The sequence below is a fragment of the Bradyrhizobium sp. AUGA SZCCT0182 genome (assembly GCF_018130185.1).
Classification (GTDB): Bacteria; Pseudomonadota; Alphaproteobacteria; order Rhizobiales; family Xanthobacteraceae; genus Bradyrhizobium.
On the sequence record NZ_JAFCLY010000012.1, the window covers coordinates 131987 to 158621 of the forward strand.

The 26635-nt window shown below is 63.8% G+C and carries 20 protein-coding genes; 15 read left to right on the forward strand and 5 right to left on the reverse strand.

Annotation, left to right across the window (positions count from 1 at the left end):
• The first annotated feature begins 48 nt into the window (after positions 1 to 48).
• From JQ611_RS15545 to JQ611_RS15555, 3 genes are all read left to right on the forward strand, one after another.
• Entirely contained in the window at positions 49 to 1401 is a 1353-nt protein-coding gene (locus tag JQ611_RS15545; RefSeq protein WP_212465912.1) for a 3-carboxy-cis,cis-muconate cycloisomerase, read from the forward strand.
• 17 nt (positions 1402 to 1418) lie between these two features.
• The gene (gene pcaD / locus JQ611_RS15550; RefSeq protein WP_212265930.1) at positions 1419 to 2201 is read left to right on the forward strand and encodes a 3-oxoadipate enol-lactonase; all 783 of its coding nucleotides are present in this window, start codon (positions 1419 to 1421) and stop codon (positions 2199 to 2201) included.
• 137 nt (positions 2202 to 2338) lie between these two features.
• Positions 2339 to 2731, forward strand: coding sequence for a carboxymuconolactone decarboxylase family protein (locus JQ611_RS15555; protein WP_212387002.1), 393 nt, complete (start codon positions 2339 to 2341; stop codon positions 2729 to 2731).
• On the opposite strand, the gene JQ611_RS15560 is transcribed toward JQ611_RS15555, so the two are convergent.
• Positions 2711 to 3220: a hypothetical protein gene (locus tag JQ611_RS15560; RefSeq protein ID WP_212465913.1), complete on the reverse strand. Its 510-nt coding sequence runs from the start codon at positions 3218 to 3220 to the stop codon at positions 2711 to 2713. The genes JQ611_RS15555 and JQ611_RS15560 overlap by 21 nt on opposite strands.
• A 199-nt stretch (positions 3221 to 3419) precedes the next feature.
• Positions 3420 to 3578 carry a hypothetical protein gene (locus tag JQ611_RS15565; protein ID WP_212465914.1) on the reverse strand — a complete coding sequence of 53 codons (159 nt, stop codon included), beginning with the start codon at positions 3576 to 3578 and terminating at the stop codon, positions 3420 to 3422.
• 285 nt (positions 3579 to 3863) lie between these two features.
• Between JQ611_RS15565 and JQ611_RS15570 the strand changes: the two genes are divergently transcribed.
• The 7 genes from JQ611_RS15570 (at position 3864) to JQ611_RS15600 (ending at position 17110) form a co-directional block, all read left to right on the forward strand.
• A complete protein-coding gene (locus JQ611_RS15570; protein WP_212265933.1) occupies positions 3864 to 4781 on the forward strand; it encodes an ABC transporter permease subunit in 918 nt (305 codons plus the stop codon).
• A 32-nt stretch (positions 4782 to 4813) separates the two neighbouring features.
• The gene (livM, locus tag JQ611_RS15575; protein WP_212265966.1) at positions 4814 to 6115 is read left to right on the forward strand and encodes a high-affinity branched-chain amino acid ABC transporter permease LivM; all 1302 of its coding nucleotides are present in this window, start codon (positions 4814 to 4816) and stop codon (positions 6113 to 6115) included.
• On the forward strand, positions 6112 to 6957 hold the full coding sequence (locus JQ611_RS15580) for an ABC transporter ATP-binding protein (RefSeq protein ID WP_212465915.1): 846 nt from the start codon (positions 6112 to 6114) through the stop codon (positions 6955 to 6957). The genes livM and JQ611_RS15580 overlap by 4 nt, the downstream gene beginning before the upstream one ends.
• Positions 6954 to 7703, forward strand: coding sequence for an ABC transporter ATP-binding protein (locus JQ611_RS15585; RefSeq protein ID WP_212265935.1), 750 nt, complete (start codon positions 6954 to 6956; stop codon positions 7701 to 7703). Before JQ611_RS15580 ends, JQ611_RS15585 begins: the two co-directional genes overlap by 4 nt.
• Positions 7704 to 7879: 176 nt before the next feature.
• Positions 7880 to 8998 carry a branched-chain amino acid ABC transporter substrate-binding protein gene (locus tag JQ611_RS15590; protein WP_212265936.1) on the forward strand — a complete coding sequence of 373 codons (1119 nt, stop codon included), beginning with the start codon at positions 7880 to 7882 and terminating at the stop codon, positions 8996 to 8998.
• A gap of 307 nt (positions 8999 to 9305) precedes the next feature.
• Positions 9306 to 15593: a HAMP domain-containing protein gene (locus JQ611_RS15595; RefSeq protein ID WP_212465916.1), complete on the forward strand. Its 6288-nt coding sequence runs from the start codon at positions 9306 to 9308 to the stop codon at positions 15591 to 15593.
• Between the two features lie 14 nt (positions 15594 to 15607).
• Complete coding sequence (locus JQ611_RS15600) at positions 15608 to 17110, forward strand: HWE histidine kinase domain-containing protein (RefSeq protein ID WP_212265938.1); 1503 nt, start codon at positions 15608 to 15610, stop codon at positions 17108 to 17110.
• 15 nt (positions 17111 to 17125) lie between these two features.
• Here JQ611_RS15600 and JQ611_RS15605 read toward each other — a convergent pair whose 3' ends face one another.
• Complete coding sequence (locus tag JQ611_RS15605) at positions 17126 to 17527, reverse strand: response regulator (protein ID WP_212265939.1); 402 nt, start codon at positions 17525 to 17527, stop codon at positions 17126 to 17128.
• Positions 17528 to 17889: 362 nt separating this feature from the next.
• Here JQ611_RS15605 and JQ611_RS15610 point away from each other — a divergent pair, with 362 nt between their 5' ends.
• Positions 17890 to 20670: a PAS domain S-box protein gene (locus tag JQ611_RS15610; protein WP_212465917.1), complete on the forward strand. Its 2781-nt coding sequence runs from the start codon at positions 17890 to 17892 to the stop codon at positions 20668 to 20670.
• Positions 20671 to 20753: 83 nt separating this feature from the next.
• Positions 20754 to 21749, forward strand: a complete 996-nt coding sequence (locus JQ611_RS15615) for a P1 family peptidase (RefSeq protein WP_212265941.1) — start codon at positions 20754 to 20756, stop codon at positions 21747 to 21749.
• A 34-nt stretch (positions 21750 to 21783) separates the two neighbouring features.
• On the opposite strand, the gene JQ611_RS15620 is transcribed toward JQ611_RS15615, so the two are convergent.
• Entirely contained in the window at positions 21784 to 22536 is a 753-nt protein-coding gene (locus JQ611_RS15620) for an EF-hand domain-containing protein (protein ID WP_212387024.1), read from the reverse strand.
• A 263-nt stretch (positions 22537 to 22799) separates the two neighbouring features.
• Between JQ611_RS15620 and rpe the strand changes: the two genes are divergently transcribed.
• The gene (rpe, locus tag JQ611_RS15625; protein WP_212415888.1) at positions 22800 to 23501 is read left to right on the forward strand and encodes a ribulose-phosphate 3-epimerase; all 702 of its coding nucleotides are present in this window, start codon (positions 22800 to 22802) and stop codon (positions 23499 to 23501) included.
• A gap of 234 nt (positions 23502 to 23735) precedes the next feature.
• Complete coding sequence (locus JQ611_RS15630; protein WP_212465918.1) at positions 23736 to 25502, forward strand: peptidase domain-containing ABC transporter; 1767 nt, start codon at positions 23736 to 23738, stop codon at positions 25500 to 25502.
• A gap of 86 nt (positions 25503 to 25588) precedes the next feature.
• On the opposite strand, the gene JQ611_RS15635 is transcribed toward JQ611_RS15630, so the two are convergent.
• Positions 25589 to 25882 carry an antibiotic biosynthesis monooxygenase gene (locus JQ611_RS15635; RefSeq protein ID WP_192734137.1) on the reverse strand — a complete coding sequence of 98 codons (294 nt, stop codon included), beginning with the start codon at positions 25880 to 25882 and terminating at the stop codon, positions 25589 to 25591.
• Positions 25883 to 26005: 123 nt separating this feature from the next.
• Between JQ611_RS15635 and JQ611_RS15640 the strand changes: the two genes are divergently transcribed.
• A complete protein-coding gene (locus tag JQ611_RS15640; protein ID WP_212465919.1) occupies positions 26006 to 26599 on the forward strand; it encodes a hypothetical protein in 594 nt (197 codons plus the stop codon).
• Positions 26600 to 26635: the final 36 nt, after the last annotated feature.

The window sequence follows — 26635 nt, forward strand, 5'->3', positions numbered from 1 at the left end:
ACCAACCGGGTTGGCAGAGCCAACGGGGGATGGTTAGGTCCGGCTCAGATGAGTACGTCCCTGTCCCCGTTGCTTGCCCCGATGCTGTCGAGCGCCGCGATGCGCGCGGTGTGCGACGATGCCGCATGCCTCCAGAATATGCTGGATTTCGAGGCCGCGCTGGCCCGCGCCGAAGCCGCGACAGGCGTTATCCCCGGCAGCGCGGCGGGCCCGATCACCAGCGCCTGCACAGCCGAATCATTCGACCTCGCCGCACTGGCCGAGGCCGCGACACGCTCCGGCAATCTCGCGATCCCGCTGGTCAAGGCGCTGACGGCGAACGTGGCGACGCTGGACGCCGACGCCGCGCGCTACGTGCATTGGGGCGCGACCAGCCAGGACGTGATCGATACCGGCGCCATGCTCGGCCTGCGCGCCGGCATCGATGCGCTGCTCGCTGACACCGCCCGCGCCATCGCGGGCTTTGCCAAACTGGCGCGCCAGCACCGCAACACCGCCGTGGTCGGCCGGACCTGGCTGCAGCATGCGCTGCCGATGCCGTTCGGCCTCAAGCTTGCCGAATATGCCGCGGCCCTGCACCGCTCGCAGGCTCGGCTGCGGCGATTGCGCAGCGAGACGCTGGCGCTGCAGTTCGGCGGCGCCGCCGGCACCCTCGCCGCGCTCGGCGACCAGGGATTGCTGGTCGCAGAACAACTGGCGCAGGAGCTGAAACTGCCGCTGCCCGAGGCGCCCTGGCACACCCACCGCGACCGCATCGCGGAGGCCGCATCCGTGCTCGCCATTCTCGCCGGCAGCTGCGGCAAGATCGCCCGCGATGTTTCCTTGATGATGCAGACCGACGTCGGCGAAGCCTTTGAGCCATCGGGCGAAGGCCGCGGCGGCTCCTCCACCATGCCGCACAAGCGCAACCCGGTGGCGGCCGCGACCGCGCTCGCCGCCGCCACCATGGCGCCCAATCTGGCGGCGACGATTTTTGCCGCCCAGGTGCAGGACCACGAACGCAGCGCCGGCCCCTGGCACGCGGAGTGGCCGACCCTGCCGACCTTGCTGCTGGTCACTTCGGGAGCGCTTGCGGCCATCGTCGACATCGCCGAAGGACTGGAAGTCGATGCCATCAGGATGCGCGCCAATCTCGACGCCACCGACGGGCTGATCATGGCGGAAGCGGTGACATTCGCGCTGGCTGAGAAGATCGGCAAGAGCGACGCACATCATCTGATCGAGGCGGCCAGCAAGCAAGCGGTCGCCGGCAAGAAACATCTGCGCGACGTGCTGACGTCGGATGCAAAAGTCACCGCGCAGCTCAGCGCCGAGACAATCGCAAAACTGTTCGAGCCGATGGCCTATCAGGGCGCCTCGCAAGCCCTGATCGACCGCCTGCTCGCTTCACTGGAAACCTAAGAGACCGGAGACATTCCATGCCGATGATCGACGCCGACGGGTGCCTGCTCAACGTTTCCGTCGAAGGCCGCGACGGCGGGCCGACGCTGATGCTCTCGAATTCGCTGGGCTCGACCATGCAGATGTGGGAGCCGCAGATGAAGGCGCTCACGGAGGTGTTTCGCGTCATCCGCTACGACCGGCGCGGCCACGGCAAGTCCAGCGTGCCGCCGGGCCCCTATTCGATGGAACGGTTCGGCCGCGACGTGCTCGCGATCCTCGACGATCTCAATATCGCCAAGACGCACTGGTGCGGGCTGTCGATGGGCGGCATGGTCGGGCAATGGCTGGGCGCCAATGCGCCTGATAGATTCGGCAAACTCATCCTCGCCAATACCGCTTGCCACTATCCCGACCCGACCAACTGGCACAACCGCATCAAGGCGGTGAAGGAAGGCGGCATCGCCGCCGTCGCGGACACCGTGATCGGCGGCTGGCTGACGGCGGATTTTCGCGAGCGCGAGCCGCAGATCACCGCCAACATGAAGGCGATGATGCTGTCGACCCCGGTCGAGGGCTACCTCGCCTGCTGCGAGGCGCTGTCGACGCTGGATAACCGCGAGATGCTGCCGAAGATAAAAAGCCCGACCCTGGTGATTGCCGGACGCCACGACATGTCGACGCCCGTTGCAGCCGGTGAATTCATCCGCAGCCAGATTCCCGGCGCCAGCATGACGATTTTGGACGCCGCGCATATTTCCAATGTCGAGCAACCGCACGCCTTCACCGACGCGGTGGTCGGCTTCCTGACGCAACGCTAACTCTAACAGCCGTCATTGCGAGCCAACGGGTCGCGCGAATGCGCGCCCGATGATAAACTCCGCGAAGCAATCCATACTTCCCTTCGTTGTACGATGGATTGCTTCGCTTGGCTCGCAATGACGAAAGGAGAGAACCCATGGACGACGACAAGCGCCGCGACAACGGCATGACCCAACGCCGAAAAGTGCTCGGCAATGAATGGGTCGACAAATCGATCGCGGGCCGCAACGCGTTCAACACCGATTTCCAGGACCTGATCACCCGCTATGCCTGGGGCGATATCTGGACCCGGCCGCATTTCGATCATCGCACCCGCCGCGTGCTCGTGATCGGCACCATGGTCGCGCTCGGCCAATGGGATGAATTCCGCCTGCACGTGCGCGCGGCCCTCGCCGAGGGCGGCTTCACGCCCGATGATATCAAGGAAATCATCCTGCAGCAGGCGATCTATTGCGGCGTGCCTGCGGCCAACCACGCCGTCAAGGAAGCCGCAGGGATCGTCGCCGAACTAGGTCTGCTGAAGGGATAGCTCGCCCGAGCCGGCGCTCGCATCCGCCGGCCTCTGCGCCGGCGCCTCGACCAGCATCACGATCACGGTGCCGAGCATCATCAACAGTTCGGCCGCATGCATCCGAAGGGCGGCGGTCTCACCGGCCTGCGACGCCATCAGCACGCCCGCAAAGCTGATGACGCTGCCTATCGCCAGCGCCATGCCGAGAGCTTCGTTGCAGCCGCCACTCTTGCGGATCGCGGCGCGGGTCACGAACACCAGAAAGACCGCAAAGAACGCCACGACCGTCATCCGCCCGAGCGCCAATAGCCAGGCGAAACGGACGGTCGCCGTGCCCGCCAGTTGCAGATGATCGCTGACGAACAAAGCGAACGAAATGTTGGGCCGGTCGTAGAGGCCATGGATCGGCGAAACCATGATCTTGAACGCGATCAGGGTCCAGGCCGGAATGAAATACGCCGCCAGCAGCGCGCCGCTGAGTGAACTGATCCGCCAGTGTTTGGCCATGCCGCTTCCCGTTGGTTCCGCCGCTCTTCGAGGCGGCGGGCTGACGGCGACGTAACTCCTCTAAACGGCGAGCGGCAATTTAAACCCTTTGTTTACCTTAATTGGCCGGCGGCCGGCCTCCCCGCATACAGGAAAAGCCCCGCCTTTCGGCGGGGCCTTCCTCAACTCTCGCTTACGTTCGAACCAGCGGTCCTGCGAACTAGCGGTCCTGATCAGGCATCTCGCCGGGTCGCTCGCCCTGACGGCGGCTCGGATCCTGCTGCTGCTGACCGGGCTTTTGACCGCCGCCCTGCTGCTGGCCGGGCTTCTGACCCGGGTTCTGGTTCTGCTGGCCCGGCTTTTGGGTCGGGTTGCTCATGTGGGGATCTCCCTTGTTGAACACAGTCGGAGGCAACGGAAAGTCCGGGCTTTGGTTGCGAGGGAACACCGGTTCCGACGCGATGATTGCGCGGCAAAGCCGTGTTGGCATTGTGACCCAAGGAACTCCCTGGGAACCGGCAGCTCAAAACTAGCTCTGTACAAGCCCTCCGGGCCGTAGCCAGCGCTGTTGCCGCCCCCGGTTCCAAACTGTAAGAAAACGACACGATGCGTCGATCAAGGCTGCCGGGGGCCTCGGCGCGTTGACCTCTAGATACGGCAGCGCATGGATTATTTCGCCCAGCAACTGATCAACGGCCTCGTGCTCGGCTCGATCTACGGCCTGATCGCCATCGGCTACACTATGGTCTATGGTATTGTCGGCATGATCAATTTCGCCCATGGCGATATTTTCATGATCGGCGGCTTCATTGCCCTGATCACGTTCCTGATCCTGGTTTCGTTCGGCCTGACCGCGATCCCCCTGATCCTGCTGGTCGTGCTGTTGGTATCGATGGCGATCACCGCGCTGTATGGCTGGACCGTGGAGCGCATCGCCTACCGGCCGCTGCGGCATTCGTTCCGCCTCGCCCCGATGCTGTCGGCCATCGGTATGTCATTCGTGCTGACCAATTATTCCCAGGTCGCCCAGGGTGCGCGCGTCAAGCCGGTGCCGCCGATCATCACCGGCGGCTACACGCTGCATGAGGGCTCCGGCGGCTTCGTGGTGCAATTGTCCAACATCCAGATCATCGTGGTGATCACGACCGTCGTGTTGCTCGCGCTGTTCACCTGGCTGGTATCGAGCACGCGGCTCGGCCGCGACATGCGCGCCTGCGAGCAGGACCAGACCATGGCCTCGCTGCTCGGCGTCGACGTCGACCGCACCATCTCGATGACCTTCGTGATCGGCGCGGCGCTCGCTGCTGTCGCCGGCATGATGTACCTGCTCTATTACGGCCTCGTCGATTTCTTCATGGGCTTCGTCGCCGGCATCAAGGCGTTCACCGCCGCCGTGCTCGGCGGCATCGGCTCGCTGCCCGGCGCGATGCTGGGCGGACTTCTGATCGGGCTGATCGAGACGCTGTGGTCGGCCTACTTCTCGGTCGAGTACAAGGACGTCGCGGCGTTTTCGATCCTGATCGTCGTGCTGATCTTCCTTCCGACCGGCCTGCTCGGCCGGCCTGAAGTCGAAAAAGTCTGACGGGCGCCCGCGTGAACGCGCCCCCCGCCGCCATGCAAACCTCGCGCGCTCCCGGCGTCGCCTTCATCTTCAAGAAAGCCCTGATCAGCGCGCTGGTCGCGCTGGTGCTGTTCTCGCTGATGATCGGCGTGCGTACCGAAGCAGGATCCGACGGGCAACTGACCTACTGGACCCGCTTCGGCGACCTCGCCATGATGGTCGCAACCGTGTTCGGCGGCAGCATCGTTGTCGAGTTGCTGCGGCAATGGTGGGGACCGGTCGGCACCGTGCGCGTCGTGCCGCCGCAGGTAACATCGGCGCTTTCGTTCGCGGGTCGTCTCGTCGCGCCGGTGCTCTTGATCTTCACCTTCCTGGTGCCGGTGATCTTCTACAACGAACGCTACATTCTCGACCTCGGTATCCTCGTGCTGACTTACGTCATGCTCGGATGGGGATTGAACGTGGTGGTCGGCCTCGCCGGCCTGCTCGACCTCGGCTATGTCGCGTTCTATGCGGTGGGCGCCTATTCCTACGCGCTGCTGGCGACCAATTTCGGACTGTCGTTCTGGATCTGCCTGCCGCTGGCCGGCATCCTCGCCGCGTTCTGGGGCGTGCTGCTCGGTTTTCCCGTGCTGCGACTGCGCGGCGACTATCTCGCCATCGTCACCCTCGCCTTCGGCGAGATCATCCGCCTCGTCCTGCTCAACTGGCAAAGCCTGACCGGCGGTCCGAACGGCGTCACCGGCATTCCCCGGCCGACCATGTTCGGCATTCCGCTCTCGCCAGGCGACGACGGGCTTGCCGCCAAACTCGGCATCGAATTCTCGCCGACCCACCGCATCGTGTTTCTGTTCTACTTGATCCTGGCGCTCGCGCTGCTCACCAACTGGGTCACGATCCGGCTGCGCCGGCTACCGATCGGCCGCGCCTGGGAAGCCTTGCGCGAGGACGAAGTCGCCTGCCGCGCGCTCGGCATCAACACGACAACGACAAAACTGACGGCGTTTGCGACCGGTGCGATGTTCGGCGGTCTCGCCGGCGCGTTCTTCGCGACCAGACAAGGCTTCATCAGCCCGGAATCCTTCACCTTCCATGAATCGGCGCTGGTGCTGGCGATCGTGGTGCTGGGCGGCATGGGCTCGCAGCTTGGCGTGGCGCTGGCGGCGCTTGCCATGATCGGCGGCTTCGAACTGTTCCGCGGGCTCGACCAATACCGCATGCTGGTGTTCGGCATGGCGATGGTGCTGTTGATGATCTGGCGCCCGCGCGGCCTGATCGGTCACCGTGCGCCGACCGTGTTCCTGGAACGCAACCAGGCGATCTCGTCCGACCTCGTCAAGGAGGGGCACGGATGAGCGCCGATCAGATTCTTGACCACATCCTTTCCGTCGATCACCTGTCGATGCGCTTCGGCGGCATCGTCGCCGTCAACGACCTCTCCTTCGGCGCCGAACGGCGCAAGATCACCGCCCTGATCGGACCGAACGGCGCCGGCAAGACCACCGTCTTCAACTGCATCACCGGATTCTACAAGCCGACCAGCGGCAGCATGCGGCTGGCGCATGATGACGGCCACAACATCCAGCTCGAACGGCTGAACGATTTCCGGATTTCCAAGCAGGCGAAAGTCGCGCGCACCTTCCAGAACATCCGTCTCTTCCCCGGCATGACGGCGCTGGAGAATTTGATGGTGGCGCAGCACAATGCGCTGATGCGCGCCTCCGGCCTTACCCTGCTCGGACTGATCGGCGCGCCGTCCTGGCGCGTCGCGGAGAAAGCGGCGATCGATCTGGCGCGAACGTGGCTGGAGCGCATTGATCTTTTGGACCGCGCCGACGATGCCGCCGGCAACCTGCCCTATGGCGATCAGCGCCGCCTCGAAATCGCGCGCGCCATGTGCACTGAACCGGCGCTACTCTGCCTCGACGAGCCGGCCGCCGGCCTCAACGCGCGGGAGAGTGCAAGCCTGAGCGAGCTGCTGCTCTCGATCCGCGCGAATCAGGGCACCTCGATCCTCCTGATCGAGCACGACATGTCGGTGGTGATGGAAATCTCCGACCACGTCGTCGTGATGGACTACGGCGTCAAGATCGCCGAGGGCACGCCGCAACATGTCCGCGACGACCCCAAGGTGATCGCCGCCTATCTCGGCGCCGACGAGGAGGAAGCCATCGCGGTGATGGAGAGCGGAACGTGACCGCATCATCCCCAACAACGCCGCTGCTGGCGATCCGCGGCTTGCGCGCGGCCTATGGCAAGATCGAGGCGCTGAAAGGCGTCGATCTCGAGGTCGGCGCGGGCGAGATCGTCGCCCTGATCGGCGCCAACGGCGCCGGCAAATCGACTTTGATGATGACGGTGTTCGGCAGGCCCCGCGCCCGCGCCGGCCGGATCGAATATGACGGCCAGGATATCACCGGCGTGCCGACGCACGAGATCGCGCGGCTGCGCATCGCCCAATCCCCGGAAGGCCGCCGGATTTTCCCGCGCATGAGCGTGGCGGAAAACCTGCAGATGGGCGCCGACGCGACCGACTCCAGCGACGCCGACCGCGCCAGCGGCCTGGAGCGTATTTTTACGCTGTTCCCGCGGCTCAAGGAACGCATGACCCAGCGCGGCGGAACCTTGTCGGGCGGCGAGCAGCAGATGCTGGCGATCGGCCGCGCCCTGATGAGCCGGCCACGCCTGCTGATGCTCGATGAGCCGTCGCTCGGCCTTGCCCCCCTGATCGCGCGGCAGATTTTCGACGCCATCCGGACCCTGAACCGGCAGGACGGCCTGACCGTGCTGATCGTCGAACAAAACGCCAATCACGCGTTGAAACTCGCCCATCGCGGCTATGTCATGGTCAACGGCCTGATCACGCTCTCCGGCACCGGCAGTGAATTGTTACAGCGCCCGGAAATCCGCGCCGCCTATCTGGAAGGCGGCCGGCGGGGCTAGCGTTGCCCAAGCCGGCGGCGAAAACCGCCCGCTGCGGCAAGATGCTGCGAACGGACGGTGGATTTGCCCGAAATTTGCCGATGACTTCGCGGTAAAATCAGCCGACAATGGTCGCGGTTTTCGCGCCCGGCCCGCCGGGTGCATCCCGAAAATCGAACAACCCGCGAGGATAACTCATGAAATCATTGAAACTCATCGGCCTGGCATTGGGCGCAACATTGGCGCTTTCGACCACCGCGCTGGCGCAGGACATCAATATCGCAGTGGCGGGCCCGATGACGGGCGGCGAATCCGCGTTCGGCCGGCAGATGAAAAACGGTGCCGAACAGGCGGTGGCCGACATCAACGCCGCCGGCGGTGTGCTCGGCAAGAAGCTGGCGCTGCAGGTCGGCGACGATGCCTGCGATCCCAAGCAGGCGCGCTCGGTGGCGGAAAAGTTCGCCAGCGCGAAGATCCCGTTCGTCGCCGGTCACTTCTGCTCGTCCTCGTCGATCCCGGCGTCGGAAGCCTATGCCGACGGCAACGTGCTGCAGATTACGCCGGCCTCGACCAACCCGCTGTTCACCGAGCGCAAGCTCTGGAACGTGGCGCGCGTCTGCGGCCGCGACGATCAGCAGGGCCTGATTGCCGCCGATTACATCGTCAAGAACTACAAGGGCAAGAACGTCGCCATCCTCAACGACAAGACCACCTACGGCAAAGGCCTCGCCGACGAAACCAAGAAGGCGCTCAACAAGGCCGGCGTCACCGAGAAGATGTTCGAATCCTACAACAAGGGCGACAAGGATTTTAACGCGATCGTGTCGCGGCTGAAGCGCGACAATATCGATCTGGTCTTTGTCGGCGGTTACCATCAGGAATCCGGCCTGATCCTGCGCCAGATGCGCGACCAGGGCCTGAAGACGGTGTTGATGGCGGGCGACGCCTTGAACGACAAGGAGTTCGCCTCGATCGCAGGTCCCGCCGCCGAAGGCACGCTGTTCACCTTCGGCCCCGACCCGCGCAACAAGCCGACCGCCAAGGAGATCGTCGCCAAGTTCAAGGCCAAGAACATCGATCCCGAAGGCTACACCCTCTACACCTACGCCGCGATGCAGGTCTGGACGAAGGCGGTGGCGAAGGTCGGCTCGACCGATCCCAAGAAGGTGATGGAAGCCATCAAGGCCGGCGAGTGGGATACCGTGCTCGGCAAGATGGGCTTCGATGCCAAGGGCGACATCAAGGCGATCGACTATGTCGTCTACAAGTGGGATGCCAAGGGTAACTACACCGAGATCAATCCGAAGGGTTCTTAAGACCCCTCACCGCTTTTGTTAGCAACGAACGCCCCGGCTTGCCGGGGCGTTTTTTGTTTGCGGCGCGTTCATCAAGGAAAGCCGAGCCTGCAAAGGTTAACGGCCTTTCACGCTATGGAACTTTTTTGCCGGGGTGGTGGAACCAAAGGCATCCGAGCGGTTTTAAACAGTTCGGGCTGGGTTCCATGTCATTGATTTTGCTGCATCACCTGCTGTTCCACCTTGATCTCCGATCGGGCGGCACGTCTTATGGCGCAAATCGCATACCAGCGGCCAGATTCGCGCGACATCGCCTCGAGGAGACACCATGAGTGATCTTTCCCCTGGAGCATCATCTCCGGTCGGCCGCGTCTCCAAAGCCAAAGCGCAAGCCAACGGCACGCCCGACCCGATGCAGGACCTGTTGCACGCGCTGCAGGCGATGCGCTCCGGCGATTTCTCGGTGCGGATGACCGGCGATCATCTCGGCATCGAGGGCAAGATCGCCGACACCTTCAATGAGATCGTCGCCGCCAATCAACGAATGGCGCAGCAACTGGAGCGCGTCGGACAGGTCGTCGGCCGCGAGGGCAAAACCCGGCAGCGTGTCAAATTCGATCTTTCGAGCGGCTCGTGGGCGGACATGGAAGGGTCGGTCAACACCCTGATCGACGATCTGCTATGGCCGACCCGCGAGGTGACCCGCGCGGTCGCCGCCGTGGCGCAGGGAGACCTGCTGCAGACCGTGCAACTCGATGTCGATGGCCGCCCGCTGGGCGGCGAATTTTTGCAGTCCGCCAACATCGTCAACACGATGATCAAACAGCTCAGCGTGTTCACCTCGGAAGTGACGCGCGTGGCGCGCGAGGTCGGCACCGAGGGCAAGCTCGGCGGCCAGGCGCAGGTGCCGGAAGTCACCGGCGTCTGGAAGGATTTGACCGAGAGCGTCAACTCCATGGCCAACAACCTCACCGGCCAGGTCCGCAACATCGCGGAAGTCACGATCGCGGTCGCCAATGGCGACTTGTCGAAAAAGATCACGGTCGACGTCCGCGGCGAGATCCTGCAGCTGAAGGAAGCCATCAATACGATGGTGGATCAGCTGCGTTCGTTCGCTTCCGAAGTGACACGTGTGGCCCGCGAAGTCGGCACCGACGGCAAGCTCGGCGGTCAGGCGATCGTGCCCGGCGTCGCCGGCACCTGGAAGGATCTCACCGACTCCGTCAACGCGATGTGCGGCAACCTCACCGCGCAGGTCCGCAACATCGCCAACGTCACCACCGCCGTCGCCCGCGGCGACCTCTCGCGCAAGATCACGGTGGACGTCCGCGGCGAAATTCTGGAATTGAAAGACACCATCAACACGATGGTGGACCAGCTCAACTCCTTCGCCTCGGAAGTGACGCGCGTCGCGCGCGAGGTCGGCACCGAAGGCAAATTGGGCGGTCAGGCCCAGGTGCCCGGCGTCGCCGGTACCTGGAAGGACCTCACCGACAACGTCAACTTCATGGCCTCCAACCTGACCGCGCAGGTCCGCAACATTGCCGACGTCGCGACCGCGATCGCGGGCGGCGACCTTTCCAAGAAGATCACCGTCAACGTATCCGGTGAAATCCTTCAGCTGAAGGAAACCCTCAATACGATGGTCGACCAGCTCAACGCCTTTGCCGGCGAAGTGACGCGCGTCGCGCGCGAAGTCGGCACCGACGGGCGGCTCGGCGGTCAGGCCAACGTGCTCGGCGTCGCCGGCACCTGGAAGGATCTCACCGAGAGCGTCAACTCGATGGCGAGCAACCTGACGGCTCAGGTCCGCAACATCGCCGAAGTGACGACGGCGGTCGCCAATGGCGACTTGTCGAAGAAGATCACGGTGGACGTGCGTGGCGAAATTCTGGAGCTGAAGGACACCGTCAACACGATGGTCGACCAGCTCAACGCGTTTGCCGGCGAAGTGACGCGCGTCGCGCGCGAGGTCGGCACCGAAGGCAAGCTCGGCGGCCAGGCGCTGGTGCGCGGCGTCGCCGGCACCTGGAAGGATCTCACCGACAGCGTCAACTCGATGGCCAGCAACCTCACCGGCCAGGTGCGAAACATCGCCGAAGTCGCCACCGCCGTCGCCAAGGGCGACTTGTCGAAGAAGATCACGGTGAACGTGTCGGGCGAAATCCTTCAGCTCAAGGAAACGCTGAACACGATGGTCGACCAGCTCAACGCCTTTGCCGGCGAAGTGACGCGCGTGGCGCGCGAGGTCGGCACCGACGGCAAGCTCGGCGGCCAGGCCGAAGTGCCCGGCGTCGCCGGCACCTGGAAGGACTTGACGGACAGCGTCAACTCGATGGCCGGCAATCTGACGGCGCAGGTCCGCAACATCGCCGAGGTGGCGACCGCCATCGCCGGCGGCGACCTGTCGCGCAAGATCACCGTGGACGTGCGCGGCGAGATCCTGCAGCTGAAGGAAACGCTCAACACGATGGTAGACCAGCTCAACCGTTTCGCGGGTGAAGTGACCCGCGTGGCGCGCGAGGTCGGCACCGAAGGCCGGCTCGGCGGCCAGGCCAACGTGCCCGGTGTGGCCGGCACCTGGAAGGATCTTACCGACAACGTCAACTCGATGGCCGGCAACCTCACCGGCCAGGTCCGCAACATCGCCGAAGTGACCACGGCGGTGGCGAAGGGCGACCTGTCCAAGAAGATCACGGTGGACGTCAAGGGCGAGATTCTCGAACTGAAAAACACCGTCAACACGATGGTGGACCAGCTCAACGCCTTCGCCTCCGAGGTGACGCGCGTGGCGCGCGAAGTCGGCACCGAAGGCAAGCTCGGCGGCCAGGCGCAAGTGCCCGAAGTCGCCGGCACCTGGAAGGACCTCACCGACAACGTCAACTTCATGGCTTCCAACCTGACGGCGCAGGTCCGCAACATCGCCGAGGTCGCGACCGCGATCGCCGGCGGCGACCTGTCCAAGAAGATCACGGTGGACGTGCGCGGCGAAATCCTGCTGCTCAAGGACACCTTGAACACGATGGTCGAACAGCTGCGCTCGTTCGCGGCCGAAGTGACCCGCGTCGCGCGCGAAGTCGGTACCGAGGGACGCCTCGGCGGCCAGGCGGTGGTGCCCGGCGTCGGCGGAACGTTCAAGGACCTGACCGACAACGTCAACCTGCTGGCGGCCAATCTCACCACACAAGTCCGCAACATCGCCGAGGTCACCACGGCGGTGGCGCGCGGCGACTTGTCGCGCAAGATCACGGTCGACGTGAAGGGCGAAATCCTCGAACTCAAGAACACCATCAATACGATGGTCGATCAGCTGAACGCGTTCGCCGGCGAAGTCACCCGCGTCGCCCGCGAGGTCGGCACCGAGGGTAAGCTCGGCGGACAGGCGCAGGTGCCCGGCGTCGCCGGCACCTGGAAGGACCTCACCGACACCGTCAACTTCATGGCCGCCAACCTCACCGAACAGGTCCGCGGCATCGTCAAGGTGGTGACCGCGGTCGCCAACGGCGATTTGAAGCAGGACCTGACGGTGAAATCGAAGGGCGAAGTCGCCGCTCTCGCCGATACCATCAACAACATGACCGAAACGCTGGCGACGTTCGCCGATCAGGTCACCTCGGTGGCCCGCGAAGTGGGTGTCGAAGGAAGGCTCGGCGGCCAGGCCAACGTTCCCGGCGCCGCCGGCACCTGGAAGGATCTCACCGGCAACGTCAATTTGCTCGCCGCCAATCTGACCTCTCAGGTGCGCGCCATTGCCGAGGTCGCGACCGCGGTGACAAAGGGCGACCTTACCCGCTCGATCCAGGTCGATGCCCGCGGCGAACTCGCCGAACTCAAAGACAACATCAACACCATGATCGGCACTCTCCGCCTGACCACGGACGTGAACTCGGAACAGGACTGGCTGAAGACCAACCTCGCCAAATTCACCAACATGCTCCAGGGTCAGCGCGATCTCACAACCGTCGGCCGGCTGCTGCTGACCGAGCTGACTCCGCTGGTGAACGCCCATATGGGCGTGATCTACCAGGTCGAGAACGAGGAAAATCCGCAGCTTCGCCTGCTCTCGGCCTATGCCGGCGACGGCGCCAGCCCGCACAAGGAGGTCGTCCAGTTCGGCGAAGGGCTGGTCGGGCAAGCTGCGATGGACAAGCGCCAGCGCATCCTTTCCGACATTCCGGCGGATGCGACCCCAATCAACTCCGCCCTTCTTCGCGTCGTCCCGCGAAATCTCGTCGTGCTACCGGTGCTGTTCGAAAGCCAGGTGAAGGCCGTCATCGAGCTCGGCTCGATCAGCTCGTTCACCACGTCGCAGATGACCTTCCTCGAACAACTCACCGACTCCATCGGCATCGTGCTCAACTCGATCGAGGCCACGATGCAGACCGAAGGCCTGCTGAAACAGTCGCAGCAGCTCGCCGGCGAATTGCAGACCCAGCAGAAGGAACTGCAGCAGACCAACGAACAGCTCGAACAGAAGGCCCAGCAGCTCGCCGAACGCAACGTCGAGGTGGAAAGAAAGAACCAGGAAATCGAACAGGCGCGGCGCGCGCTCGAGGAGAAGGCGACCGAGCTTTCGCTGACGTCGAAGTACAAGTCCGAATTCCTCGCCAACATGTCGCACGAGCTGCGCACGCCGCTCAACAGCATCCTGATCCTCGGCCAGCAGCTCACCGAAAACCCCGACGGCAATCTGTCGGCCAAGCAGGTCGAATTCGCCCGCACCATCCACGGCGCCGGCACCGACCTGCTCAATCTGATCAGCGACATTCTCGACCTGTCGAAGATCGAATCCGGAACGGTGACGGTCGATGCCGAGGAAATCCTCACCTCGAACCTTTTGGAAACCGTCGGCCGGCCGTTCAGGCACGAAGCCGACAACCGCCAGCTCTCGTTCAACATCAGCGTCGACGAGAACCTCGCCCGCAGCATGGTGACCGACTCCAAACGCCTGCAGCAGGTGCTGAAGAACCTGCTGTCGAACGCGTTCAAGTTCACCGCCGAAGGCGGCGTGCGGCTGACCGTGTCCGCCGCGCTTGGCGGATGGAGCGCGGAGCACCCGATCCTGAACCATGCTCCCGCGGTCGTCGCCTTCGAGGTCACCGACACCGGCATCGGCATTCCGCCGGAAAAACAGAAGCTGATCTTCGAAGCGTTCCAGCAGGCGGATGCCGGCACCAGCCGAAAATATGGCGGCACCGGCCTCGGCCTTGCCATCAGCCGCGAACTTGCGAGCCTGCTCGGCGGCGAGATTCATCTGCGCAGCGCCCCGGGCAAGGGCAGCACCTTCATCCTGTATCTGCCCTTGAAATATTCCGGGCCCACCGTCGCGCCGCGCACCCCTGCCCCGTCGCCCTATCTGACCGCGCCGGCGCTGCAGGTTGCCGCGACCCAGGAGCGGGTGATCGAGCAACTGCCGGATGACCGGCTCAACCTCGAGGCCGGCGACACCATCCTCCTGATCGTCGAGGACGATCCGCACTACGCGCGGGTGCTGATCGATCTCGCCCGCGACAAGGGCTTCAAGGTCCTGGTCGCCAATCGCGGCGCCGAAGCGCTCGAACTCGCCAAGCAGTTCCAGCCCACGGCGGTGTCGCTCGATGTGTTCCTGCCGGACATGCTGGGCTGGACCGTGCTCAGCCAGCTCAAGCACAATCCGCTGACCCGGCACATTCCGGTGCAGATCATCACGCTCGACGAGGACCGCCAGCACGCGCTGGCACGCGGCGCATTCTCGTTCGTCAACAAGCCGACCACGACCGAAGGCGTCAGCGCCGCACTGTCCCAGATCAAGGAATACGCCAAGCCGCGGCGCAAGCGTCTTCTGATCGTGGAAGACAACGCCGCCGAGCAGATGAGCATCAAGGCCCTGCTCGATCACGTGGATATCGAGATCCTCACCACCGATACCGGCGCCGGCGCACTCTCGACCCTGCGCGACAACCCCTGCGACTGCGTCGTGCTGGACCTGCGGTTGCCGGACATGAGCGGTTTCGAGGTGCTCGACCAGATCCGCAACGACGAGGCGCTTTCGAACGTGCCGGTGGTCGTGTTCACCGGGCGGGAACTTTCCGCCGAGGAAGACGCGGAACTCCACACCATGGCCCGCAGCATCGTGGTCAAGGGCGTGGAATCGCCGGAGCGCCTGCTCGACGAAACGTCGCTGTTTTTGCACCGTGTGATCACGGAATTGCCGGTCGAGAAGCAGAGGATGCTGGAGAAGCTCAATAGTTCCGATGAGGATCTCGTTGGCAAGACCGCGCTTCTGGTGGACGACGACGCCCGTAACATCTTCGCGCTGTCGAGCGTGCTGGAACGGCGCGGCATGAAGGTGCTGACGGCGACCACCGGCCATGAGGCCATTGCGCTGGTCGAATCCAATCCCAAGATAGCGATCGTGCTGATGGATATCATGATGCCGCAGATGGACGGCTACCAGACCATCGGGGTCATCAGGCAGAACCCGTCGTTTGGCCGCCTGCCCATCATCGCGCTGACCGCCAAGGCGATGAAGGGCGACCGCGAGAAGTGCCTCGAGGCCGGAGCGTCGGACTATCTGGCAAAACCCGTCAACACCGAGCAGTTGCTCCTTGCCATCCGTATGTGGCTCCACCGCTGATCGGCGCACAGATGATGGACCAAGAGAAAGTAAACATACTTCTGGTGGACGATCAGCCGGCAAAGCTGCTCGCCTATGAGGTCATCCTGAAGGAGCTTGGAGAGAACCTGGTCTCGGCCGCCTCGGGGCGCGAGGCGCTCGAGTTCCTGCTGAAGAACGACGTCGCCATCATCCTGGTCGACGTTTGCATGCCGGAACTGGACGGTTTCGAGCTCGCCGCGATGATCCGTGAACATCCCCGTTTCCAGAAGACGGCGATGATCTTCATCTCGGCAATCCAGGTCAGCGATCTGGACCGGCTGCGCGGCTACGAAATGGGCGCGGTCGACTACGTTCCGGTGCCGGTGGTGCCTGAAGTGTTGCGCGCCAAGATCAAGGTGTTCGCCGAACTCTATCGCAAGACCCGTCAGCTGGAGCGGCTCAATGTCGAGCTCGAGGACCGGGTTCGCGCCCGCACCGCCGAACTGGAAGAATCCCATGCGCGGCTTTTGGAAAGCGAGCAGCGCCGGAGTCTCGCGATCGCCGCGGGAAAGATGGGGTCGTGGGACTGGGACTGGGTCAATGGCGACTGGATGTGGGACGAGGGCCAGTATCAAATTCTCGGCGTCGATCCCGGCAGCATCGAGCTGACACCGGCCAATATTCAGGCCCTGATCCATCCGGACGACGTTCCTGAACTGCACGATGCATGGGCGAGTTTCGCCCGAGGCGCGAAATCGTACGAGGCGGAATTTCGCGTCATCCGCCCGGATGGCGAAGTGCGCTGGTGCGCGGGAACGGCTGCGGCGAGCACCGACAAGGACGGCCGCGTCATCCGCGTCAGCGGCGTGACGGTCGACATCACCGAACGCAAACAGGCCGAAGAACGCCAAAACCTGCTCGCCCGGGAAGTCGACCACCGCGCCAAGAACGCGCTGGCGCTGGCGCAGTCGATCGTTCGGCTGACGCGCGGCGAAAACGTCAAGAGCTACATCCGCTCGGTGGAAGGACGCATCACCGCGCTCGCGCGGGTGCACACCGTGCTTTCGCTGTCGAGCTGGCAAGGCGCTGAAATTGGCAAGCTGATCGACGAAGAGCTGGCGCCATATTCGATGGGCGATCAGATCGCATTGCGCGGCGCCGAGGTGCAGCTGCAACCGGCGACCGCACAGACGGTGGCTTTGGCGCTGCACGAGCTCGTCACCAATTCGGCCAAGTATGGCGCCCTGTCGGCGTTGACGGGCCGGCTATCGGTGAAGTGGGAGCTCGAGTCGGGCCTTCTCGAACTCGTCTGGATGGAGACCGGCGGGCCTGTGGTCGAAAAACCGGTATCAAGGGGATTTGGCACACGGAGCGTTATCGCCAGCATCGAGTCGCAACTCGGCGGAAAGGCCGAATTCGATTGGCGCCCCGAAGGTCTCGTTTGCCGGCTCTTGGTCCCGCTGGCGCGCCAGACCGCGCCCGATCCGACTCCGCCTCGGAAAACCGTGGCGGATGAAGCCGGCAGCAGACGCGTTGGAAAGTCGGCCCGGCCGTAACGGCTGAAGGGCGGATTACCGCGCCGCCGCCCCGGCAACGGCGCCCGCCGATGGCCGCATCGCCTGCCGGGCCGCGTCGATCGCGCGGATCAGGTCGGTCGGACGAAACGGCTTTTGCAGGCAGACCACGTCAGCCAGTTCAGGTGATTTGGACAGGAAGTCGAGCGCCGTCATGCCGGATATCGCGACAACAGGCAGGTCGGGCACCCGTTCGCGCATCGTCGCGATAACATCGGAGCCGTTCGAACCCTGCAGGAAGATATCGACGATCGCGAGGTCGAAATCCTCAGCTTCGAATGCCTTCAATCCCGCTTCGGCGGTGGCGGCTTCGACGATTTCGAATTGGTTGATCCGCAGCACGATCGAGATCATCGTGCGCACGTCGGGTTGGTCGTCAATCACAAGAACGCGGGGCATTAAAAAAAATTCCGGATCGGCCGTGCAACAGCTTATGATGAAAGTCCGACGGACGGCGCAACGCCGCCGGCATTATTCGACCGTTCGGTAAAGGGACGGTTACCCCGGACACGTCTTTCCGGCACACCGCTTACGGGTAATATGTAACCTTGGGTTGATTCCATTCCACGTCAACGCGCTATAGTCTTTTGCCACCCGGCGCCTGAGTGAGTCCCCCGCTTCCCTGGTCCGCTTGTGTCCGCTACTCCTGCGGGTCGATATCCGCATATCGGCCTGATCTGTCGCCTCTGTGGATAGGTCAATGTGCGCGCGTTTGAAGCTGGTCCGATGGCGCGTTCGATGCCAGTTTGCCGGAGACGACGATGCAGACGGGTGACGAGCGCAACATCTTTCTATCGACCCTGCCGGCCACGAAAAGTGACCGCATGCGGGCGCTCGCTGTCGTCGGCGTCTCGACGGTTCTGTTTGTCATCGCGGCAGTTTATGCCAGAGTGCCGCTTGTCCCCGTTCCGGCCTTCATTCCAAGTTATCAATCCGCGCTCGCGATCAACGATCTCATCACCGCGATCCTGCTGTTCTCGCAGTTCGCGATTTTGCGCTCGCGGGCGCTGCTGGTGCTCGCGAGCGGATATTTGTTCACCGCGGCCGCTGCGATCGTTCACGCCCTGAGCTTTCCGGGTGTCTTTGCTCCGACCGGGCTGCTCAATGCCGGCCCGCAGACAACCGCCTGGCTCTACCAGATCTGGCACATTGTATTTCCGGTTCTCGTGCTCGGCTATGCGTTCCTGAAAGACAAGGATGGCGGCCCGAAAATACCGGGATCCGAGGTACGGGCGATCCTCGGCAGCATCATTGCGGTTGCGGCTGCCATATCCTTTGCCGCCTGGTTCGTCACCGCCAGACATGACCTGCTGCCTGTCATGATCAGCGGCGGACATTTCACCTACACGCTGATCGGTACCCTGTCGGCGGAAGTGCTTCTCAGCTTCGCAGCGCTGCTGATCCTGTGGCACCGGCGACCGCATTCCGTGCTCGACGTCTGGCTGATGGTCGTGATGTGCGCCTGGATGTACGACATCGCGCTGTCCGGAATTCTCAACGCGGCCCGATTCGATCTGGGCTTTTACGCCGGCCGCATCTACGGACTTTGTGCCGCCAGTTTCGTCCTCGCAGTGCTCCTGATCGACAATGTCGCCCTGCAAGGCCAGTTGGCGCGGTTGCTCGACAAGCTGCGCCGCCAGGCCGCTTCCGAGCGGACCCTGCACACCGAACGCGAACGTCTTTTCAGCGCGGTCGTGGAATCGTCCAACGACGCCATCATCACCAAATCGCTCGACGGCACCATCACCGCCTGGAATCGCGCCGCGGAACGCCTGTTCGGATTCATTTCGATCGAAGCTGTGGGCCGGCACGTCGACCTCATTGTCCCGACCGACCGGCGCGCCGAGGTACGCAACATCCTCGAACAGGTCGGCCGTGGCGAGGGGATCGAAGACCTCGAAACGGTGCGTATCCACAAGGACGGGCGAACGGTGGATGTCCTGCTGACCATCTCGCCGATCCGCTCTGCCGCCGGCGAAATTATCGGCGCATCGAAGATCGCGCGCGACATTACCGAAAGCAAGCGAACGCAAAAGGCGCTCAATCAGGAAATCGAGGAACGGCAGCGCATCTTCGAGACCTCGCACGACCTCATCTTGGTCACCGACAGCAGCGGGAATTTTATCCAGGTCAGCCCGAGCGCCAAGGTCATCCTCGGTTACGATCCGGCCGAAATGATCGGCAACAGCGCCATCCACTTCATCCACCCCGACGATCTCGAAAGCACCCGCAATGAGATGCGCGCGGCGCGGCGCGGAAACCAGCTGCGAAATTTCGAGACCCGCTACGTCCACAAGGACGGGCAGTCCGTCACGCTGAACTGGACCGGCACGTGGTCAGAGCCGGTGAAACGGCATTTCTTCATCGGCCGCGACCTCACCGAGAAGCAGGCGGCGGAAGCCCAGTTGCGGCACATCCAGAAGATGGACGCGATCGGCCAGCTGACCGGCGGCGTCGCGCACGACTTCAACAACATCCTGACCGTCATCACCGGGACCATCGGAATCCTGGAGGACTCCGTTGCCGACAAGCCCGAACTCGTCGCCATCACCAGGCTGATCGACGAAGCCGCCGAACGCGGCGCCAACCTGACCAAGCATCTGCTGGCCTTTGCCCGCAAGCAGCCGCTGCAGCCCGTTGAAGTCGACGTCAATGGGCTGGTGCTGGAGGCCGCCAAACTGCTGCACCCGACGCTCGGCGAAAACGTCGAGATCACGCCGCTGCTGGCCGAGGATGCATGGACGGCCCTGGTCGATCCGAACCAGCTATCGACGGCGGTGCTCAACCTTGCCCTCAACGCGCGCGACGCCATGCCCAATGGCGGCAAGCTCGCGCTCGAGACCGGCAACATCTATCTCGACGAGAACTACGCCGGCATGCACAGCGAGGTTGTGCCCGGCCATTATGTGATGGTCGCGGTGAGCGATACCGGCACCGGAATCCCCGCAGCGCTGATCGAGCGGGTGTTCGATCCCTTCTTCACCACCAAGGAGGTCGGCAAGGGCACCGGCCTCGGGCTCAGCATGGTGTTCGGTTTCGTCAAGCAGTCAGGCGGCCATATCAAGATCTACAGCGAGGAAGGCCACGGCACGTCGGTCAAGATGTACCTGCCGCGCGCCACGGGATTGAACCAGACCGCCGCCGAAGCCGCGATATCAGCCAATGTCGAGGGCGGCACCGAGACCGTTCTCGTCGTCGAGGACGATTCGCTGGTGCGCCGTTACGTGATGACGCAGATCGAAAGCCTCGGCTACACCACGCTCGAGGCGGCCAATGCCAGCGAGGCCTTGCAGATCATCGATACCGCCCCGACGCTGCATTTGCTCTTCACCGACGTCATCATGCCCGGCATGATGAATGGCCGCCAGCTGGTCGACGAAGCGCTGAAACGGCGCCCGTCGCTGAAGACCCTGTACACATCGGGGTATACCGAAAACGCCATCGTTCACCACGGCCGCCTCGATTCCGGCGTGCTGCTGCTCGCCAAGCCGTATCGCAAGTCCGAACTCGCCAGGATGTTCAGATTGGCGCTAGGCAGTTGAAGCCTTGTTGACGGTCGATATATCGGCGAGGATGACCAGATATCGATGGCCGCAATCGGTGCGGACTTGAACGGACCGGCATCTTGAAAAACCTTCTCACCGACATCTCCGGCGTTCGCGTCGGCCACGCCGACGATGCTTCCGTCGCATCCGGGGTGACTGCGATCATTTTCGATAGCCCCGCTACCGCGTCGATCGATGTGCGCGGCGGCGGCCCCGGCACCCGCGATGAAGCCCTGCTCAAGCCCGAAGCCACGGTCGAGGCCGTCGACGCGATTACGCTCTCCGGCGGTTCCGCGCTTGGGCTCGATGCCGCGGGCGGCGTGCAGGCCTGGCTCGCCGAACAGGGGCGCGGCCTGCGGATCCGTGAAGCGATTATTCCGATCGTGCCCGGCGCGATCTGCTTCGATCTCCTCAACGGCGGCAACAAGGCCTGGGGACGTTTCCCGCCCTATCGCGATCTCGGCTATGCCGCCGCCTGCGCGGCGGGCACCGATTTCGCGCTCGGCAGCGTCGGCGCCGGCCTTGGCGCCACCACCGCCAATTTCAAGGGCGGCCTCGGCTCGGCCTCCGCGCAAACCGAAGGCGGTGTCATGGTGGCGGCGCTTGCGGTGGTCAATGCCGTCGGCAGCGTGACGGTCGGCGACGGGCCGTGGTTCTGGGCGGCGCCGTTCGAAATCGGCGACGAGTATGGCGGACGCGGACTGCCGCCGTCATTCACAAAGGACATGCTGAAGGCGCGGCTCAAGGGTGGCCCGGAACCGATCTCCGGCGAAAACACCACGCTGGTCGTTGTCGTTACCGACGCCGTGCTGACGAAAGCACAGGCCAAGCGCCTCGCGATGATCGCCCAAACCGGCATGGCGCGTGCGATCTACCCGGTGCATGCGCCGACCGATGGCGACGTCGTGTTTGCGGCTGCGACCGGCAGGAAGCCGGTCGATCCGCGGCACGGCCTCACCGAACTTGGGATGGTGGCGGCCAACGTGGTCGCCCGCGCGATTGCGCGCGGCGTCCACCAGGCGACCGCGCTGCCCTTTCTGGGCGCGCTACCGGCGTGGGGGGATCGCTTCGGCTAGGTCGCGATTACCGAAGCGTCGCCGGGTCTCTTGTTCAGGCGGTGACCGACAGCGACGCCGATGCTGTGGCCGAAGCCGAAATCGCCTGCGCCTGACGCTGGATCATCTTCTCGATGATATTATACGACGATGTTGCGGCGCTCGAAGCGCTCGCCGATGCGGCCGACGTCATCGTGACCTTGGAACCATCGGCATAGGTCAGCGATGTCGTCACCGAACCGTCGCTGTTGGTGACGGACGTACTGGATGCGCCCTGCAGCGCCTGCATCAGGGGATCGGAGTTCGATGCGTTCTCGCCCGAACCGCCGGCGCGATGGTGGCGGCCCTTGCCGCCCTTCAGTGCCGACGCCAGTTCGCCAAGACTGACCGAGCCGTCGCCGTCCTTGTCGAGCTTGCCGAAGACGCTGTCGGCATTATCGGAATTGGTGCCGCCGGCGCCCAGCGCATCGTTGAATTCCGATTTGGTGATCTTGCCGTCGCCATTGCCATCGATCTGCGAGAACAGGCTTTTGAGCGCGTCCGAGCGGCTCGTGGGCTCCTGAGACGTCGATCCCGTGGTGGACTGGCTTTGCGCAGCCAGCAGCGCGCTCATGGTTGCCGGCGAGATCTGCGAACCGCCGTTGCCTCCAGCGCTGCTGCTCGAACCGGTCGAGGCCGAGGCACTCGCGAACGAGTCGAACAGGCTTGTCTTGGCAGTTCCGGTGGCTTTTGCGGACGACGACTTCGAGGAAGTCAGCGCCTGCAGGGCATCGATCGCTGATGACGCGGCACCGAGAGCAAGCAACATGACAGAACCCCAACAACGCCGCTCAGAGCGGCCCCTCGTTCATGCCGGTTCCTCAGCAAGCGCCGTGCCACGGCGAGAAACCCAACAAAACCGTGGTTTTCCTGATCCCGCCCGGCCGCCAGGGCGGGAACAGGATCGGCAATAGCTGCCCGCCGCGGCACATTTTTCCGCCCGACCGGAGTCATTTGCGGCCGCATTGCCCCCGGCCGCCCTGCATGTTACGCGGGGCCAATCTGTCCCTTGGAAGTGCACCGGGAGCGCACATGTCCCAGCAATTTGCGTCGCGTCCGCTCGTCATCGCCCCGTCGATCCTGGCTTCGGATTTCGCCAAACTGGGCGAGGAAGTTCGCGCGGTGGACACCGCCGGCGCCGACTGGATCCATCTCGACGTGATGGACGGGCACTTCGTGCCTAACATTTCCTACGGCCCCGACGTCATCAAGGCGATGCGCCCGCATACCAAGAAAATCTTCGACGCGCATTTGATGATCGCGCCGTGCGATCCCTATCTCGAAGCCTTCGCCAAGGCCGGCTGCGACCAGATCACCGTCCACGCCGAGGCCGGTCCGCATCTGCATCGCTCGCTGCAGGCGATCCGCGCGCTCGGCAAGAAGGCCGGCGTCTCCCTCAATCCGGGCACGCCGGTAAGCGCGATCGAATATGTCATCGACCTGATCGACCTCGTGCTTGTGATGTCGGTCAATCCCGGCTTCGGCGGCCAGGCCTTCATCCGCTCGGCGCTCGGCAAGATCAGCGACATCAGGGCGATGACCGCGGGCCGTCCGATCGATATCGAGGTTGACGGCGGCGTCGGTCCTGACGTCGCGGGCGAACTTGCCGCCGCCGGCGCCAACGCGCTGGTGGCGGGCTCCGCGGTGTTCAAGGGCGGCACCCTGGAAGCCTACAAGACCAACATTTCCGCAATCCGCAATGCGGCGGCGATGGCGCGCGGCGAAGCGATCTAGAGCGCCGCCGGCCGCCGCGCGCTGCCAATCGCCACGCCAGCGTGTAGGATGGGTGGAGCGAAGCGATACCCATCCCGGATGAAAGATGGGTTTCGCGAAGAGCTCAACCCATCCTACACGTTGAACCGTTGAGACCCGTGGTTCCAGCATGGATTCGGGCCCTCCAATGCCGCGTCGGCCATAATATTGCCGAGCGAAGCTGTTCTACTCGGCATTCCCCCGGGGACTTCATCCATGCACGATCGGCTTCAACCAGCGGGCCAGCCGTTGCCTTTTGGCTGGCGCTGGATCAGGCACATGCTGCTGCTGCGCCGCGGCCAGGTCGCATCGATCCTTACGATGACGGGCGTGGTGTACGCCACGGGTCTGGTTTTTCCGATCAGTACGCAAAAGGCGGTTGACGCGATCGTGGCGGGGCGGGCGGACTGGGCGCTCGCGGGCCTCGCGCTGACCGCGATTGCCGCTGTCGGACTTGAGGCGTCGATAGCGTCCTGGCGTCAGAAGCTGGTGATCCGGCTTGTCGTCTTCATCGACCGGCGCGTGTCGCGCAAGGTTTTCGCGCACCTCATGCGAGCGCGCATCGACGGGGCGGACTTTCGCTCCGGCGACGTGCTCAATCATTTTCAGCAGGCGACGAAGGTCCGCGATTTCGTCCTTTATCAACTGCCGCACGTCGTCTTCGATGCCGGCGGCGCCATCGTCGCGCTGGGCCTGATATTCTATTACGACCTCGTCGTCGGGCTAACCTTGCTGGTTGTCACCCCGCTGCTGGCCGTCCTCACACGCGAACATCTGGGCGCGTTCCGTCTCGCCGCGGACGACTATTACGCCAGCATCGGCGTGCGACAGAATGTTCTGTCCGAGAGTGTCAACGGCATTTCGACCATCAAGGCGCTTGCGCTCGAAGGCGGCCGTATGCGGCGATGGGACCGCATCACCGGCACGATGCTCGACAAGCTGCGTCTTCTGATGGACTTGAACCGCGCTTTCATCGTCAGGTCGCAGATCGTCTCGCGCGGCCTGACATTGCTTGTGGTCGGCCTCGGCTGCTGGCGCATGTTTCAGGGGCATCTCTCCGTCGGCGAATTGCTGGCGTTGCAGTTGCTCGCCGGCCGGATCACCGGACCGATCCTCGCCGCCGGAGACATCTACAGAACCTATCAGGAGGCCGACGTGGCTGTCCGTCGGATCGCCCATTTCGTCTCCGAGCCGCGGGAGGAGGCAACGGTCGCTCCTCCCGTCCGCGCATTTGCAGCCGGAGGCATCGTGCTGTCGAACGTGTCTTTGACTTATTCCGGAGCGAGCCGGCCGGCGCTGCATGATGTCAGCGTCGCGCTGCCGTCGCACGGTGTCGTCGCTCTTGTCGGCCGCAACGGCTCGGGCAAGTCGACGCTGATCCGGATCCTGCTCGGATTGCTCGGCGATTATACCGGCCGGGTTGAGGTGTTTGGTCACGATCTCAGGCATTACGACCCGCGCTGGCTGCGCGGCCGGTTCGGCGTGGTCGATCAGGATACGGCGCTGTTCTCGGGGACGGTGCGGGACAATCTCGCGGCCGGCCGAGATGCCGACGATGGCGCGTTGCGTAAGGCCCTGGTCTTCTCGGATGCGCTGGTTTTTGTCGAGGCCTTGCCGGACGGCCTTAACGCCGAGCTGAGCGAGGGTGGCCGCTCGCTGTCCGGCGGGCAGCGTCAGCGGCTGTGCATCGCCAGGGCTGTCGTGCGCGATCCGAAGCTTGCGCTGTTCGATGAGCCGACCGCCTTCCTTGATGCCGAAGCCGCAGTGGCGCTGGAGAAACGGCTGGCCGTCTGGGGGCGAGACCGGCTGCTGATCCTCGTCTCGCACCATCTCGCCGCGACGCGCAGCGCCGATCGCATCCTGGTGCTCGAGGCGGGCCGTCTCGTCGGCGACGGCCCGCACGAGCAACTCGTTAAGACCGTGCCGGAGTACGCCTCCCTGTGGTTCGACTATGCACGTTCCATGGAAGGTGCCTCGTCGTGATCGAAGCCGAAGTACGGCGTGCTCGCTTTCATTGCTCTGCGAGCTACGCCTTACCAGTCGGGCCAATCCACACTGCAACCTGACAATTATGCCAGCGTATGAACGATCACCGGTCCGGCAACGGCGGTGGCTGGTCCGGTGAGCAGCGGCGTCAGGTTCTGCTCGATCCACGCGATCCCGCGCCGGTTCGACTCCTCGGCGCCTGCGTAATTGTTGAAGATGCTGATCGCCGTCACGGTGTCGTCGGGCGCATAGACCACGTAGTAGGCCATGAAACCTTCGACATCACTGATGATCGGGATGGCGCCTTCCTTGATCCTGCGTGCCAGTTCTTCGGCCATGCCGGTCTTTGCCTTGCCCTGACGAATGGCGGCATACATGGAAATCCTCCTTCACCGGTAGCAGAAGCCCCACGCCGCATATTACGCCATCCCCAGCAACCGCGCCATCCAACGTTGCGATCCGAACTATTCTTGCACCGCAAGCGACCAACGGGCATGAGCATGGATGAAATTCGATCGACGCTGTTTTCCGCGAAGCTGCAGCGGCTGCTTGCCCGGGCACTGCAGCGCGGCGAACGCGTGCTCTGGCAGGGCCAGCCCGACGCCGTCGCCGACATGATGATGTGGCGGTTTCTGTGGTGGATCGGATTCCCGTGGCTGACGCTCGCCGTCGTCGCTACCGCCAAAGGCTGGATCGATCAATCGGCGATGTTCTTTCTGCTGTCCGGCGCCATGATGATCGCGGCACCCCTGGTGATGCTGCTGTACGATTGGCAGACGCTATGCGTGATCACCAATCGCCGCGCGCTCATTTTGCGCACGGCCTGGGGCAAGTCGACCGTCAAGGGCACCTCGTTCGAGGACATGGACGCGACATTCGAAATCCTCGACATTGGCCGCGGCGCGGGCCACCTGAATTTCGCGTCCGGTGTTTCGACCCGGTCGCCCGATACCGACTACACCGGCCGCTACGGGTTTCGTTGCATTCGAAATCCCTCCGCTGTGCGGGATATTCTCGAGCGCGCACGTAGCGGAAACACACAGCGCCTATGTTTGGCGACGGACGCGCGAGGCAGAAACAGGTCCCGCGACTAGGGTTTCCGCCACGCAACCGCGCCATCCAACGTTGTG

Bases quoted from the DNA above. Each gene is read 5' to 3' on its own strand.
- JQ611_RS15545 (WP_212465912.1), top strand. From the start codon at position 49: ATGAGTACGTCCCTGTCCCCGTTGCTTGCCCCGATGCTGTCGAGCGCC.
- pcaD (WP_212265930.1), top strand. From the start codon at position 1,419: ATGCCGATGATCGACGCCGACGGGTGCCTGCTCAACGTTTCCGTCGAA.
- JQ611_RS15555 (WP_212387002.1), top strand. From the start codon at position 2,339: ATGGACGACGACAAGCGCCGCGACAACGGCATGACCCAACGCCGAAAA.
- JQ611_RS15560 (WP_212465913.1), bottom strand. From the start codon at position 3,220: ATGGCCAAACACTGGCGGATCAGTTCACTCAGCGGCGCGCTGCTGGCG.
- JQ611_RS15565 (WP_212465914.1), bottom strand. From the start codon at position 3,578: ATGAGCAACCCGACCCAAAAGCCGGGCCAGCAGAACCAGAACCCGGGT.
- JQ611_RS15570 (WP_212265933.1), top strand. From the start codon at position 3,864: ATGGATTATTTCGCCCAGCAACTGATCAACGGCCTCGTGCTCGGCTCG.
- livM (WP_212265966.1), top strand. From the start codon at position 4,814: ATGCAAACCTCGCGCGCTCCCGGCGTCGCCTTCATCTTCAAGAAAGCC.
- JQ611_RS15580 (WP_212465915.1), top strand. From the start codon at position 6,112: ATGAGCGCCGATCAGATTCTTGACCACATCCTTTCCGTCGATCACCTG.
- JQ611_RS15590 (WP_212265936.1), top strand. From the start codon at position 7,880: ATGAAATCATTGAAACTCATCGGCCTGGCATTGGGCGCAACATTGGCG.
- JQ611_RS15595 (WP_212465916.1), top strand. From the start codon at position 9,306: ATGAGTGATCTTTCCCCTGGAGCATCATCTCCGGTCGGCCGCGTCTCC.
- JQ611_RS15600 (WP_212265938.1), top strand. From the start codon at position 15,608: ATGGACCAAGAGAAAGTAAACATACTTCTGGTGGACGATCAGCCGGCA.
- JQ611_RS15605 (WP_212265939.1), bottom strand. From the start codon at position 17,527: ATGCCCCGCGTTCTTGTGATTGACGACCAACCCGACGTGCGCACGATG.
- JQ611_RS15610 (WP_212465917.1), top strand. From the start codon at position 17,890: ATGCAGACGGGTGACGAGCGCAACATCTTTCTATCGACCCTGCCGGCC.
- JQ611_RS15620 (WP_212387024.1), bottom strand. From the start codon at position 22,536: ATGTTGCTTGCTCTCGGTGCCGCGTCATCAGCGATCGATGCCCTGCAG.
- rpe (WP_212415888.1), top strand. From the start codon at position 22,800: ATGTCCCAGCAATTTGCGTCGCGTCCGCTCGTCATCGCCCCGTCGATC.
- JQ611_RS15630 (WP_212465918.1), top strand. From the start codon at position 23,736: ATGCACGATCGGCTTCAACCAGCGGGCCAGCCGTTGCCTTTTGGCTGG.
- JQ611_RS15635 (WP_192734137.1), bottom strand. From the start codon at position 25,882: ATGTATGCCGCCATTCGTCAGGGCAAGGCAAAGACCGGCATGGCCGAA.
- JQ611_RS15640 (WP_212465919.1), top strand. From the start codon at position 26,006: ATGGATGAAATTCGATCGACGCTGTTTTCCGCGAAGCTGCAGCGGCTG.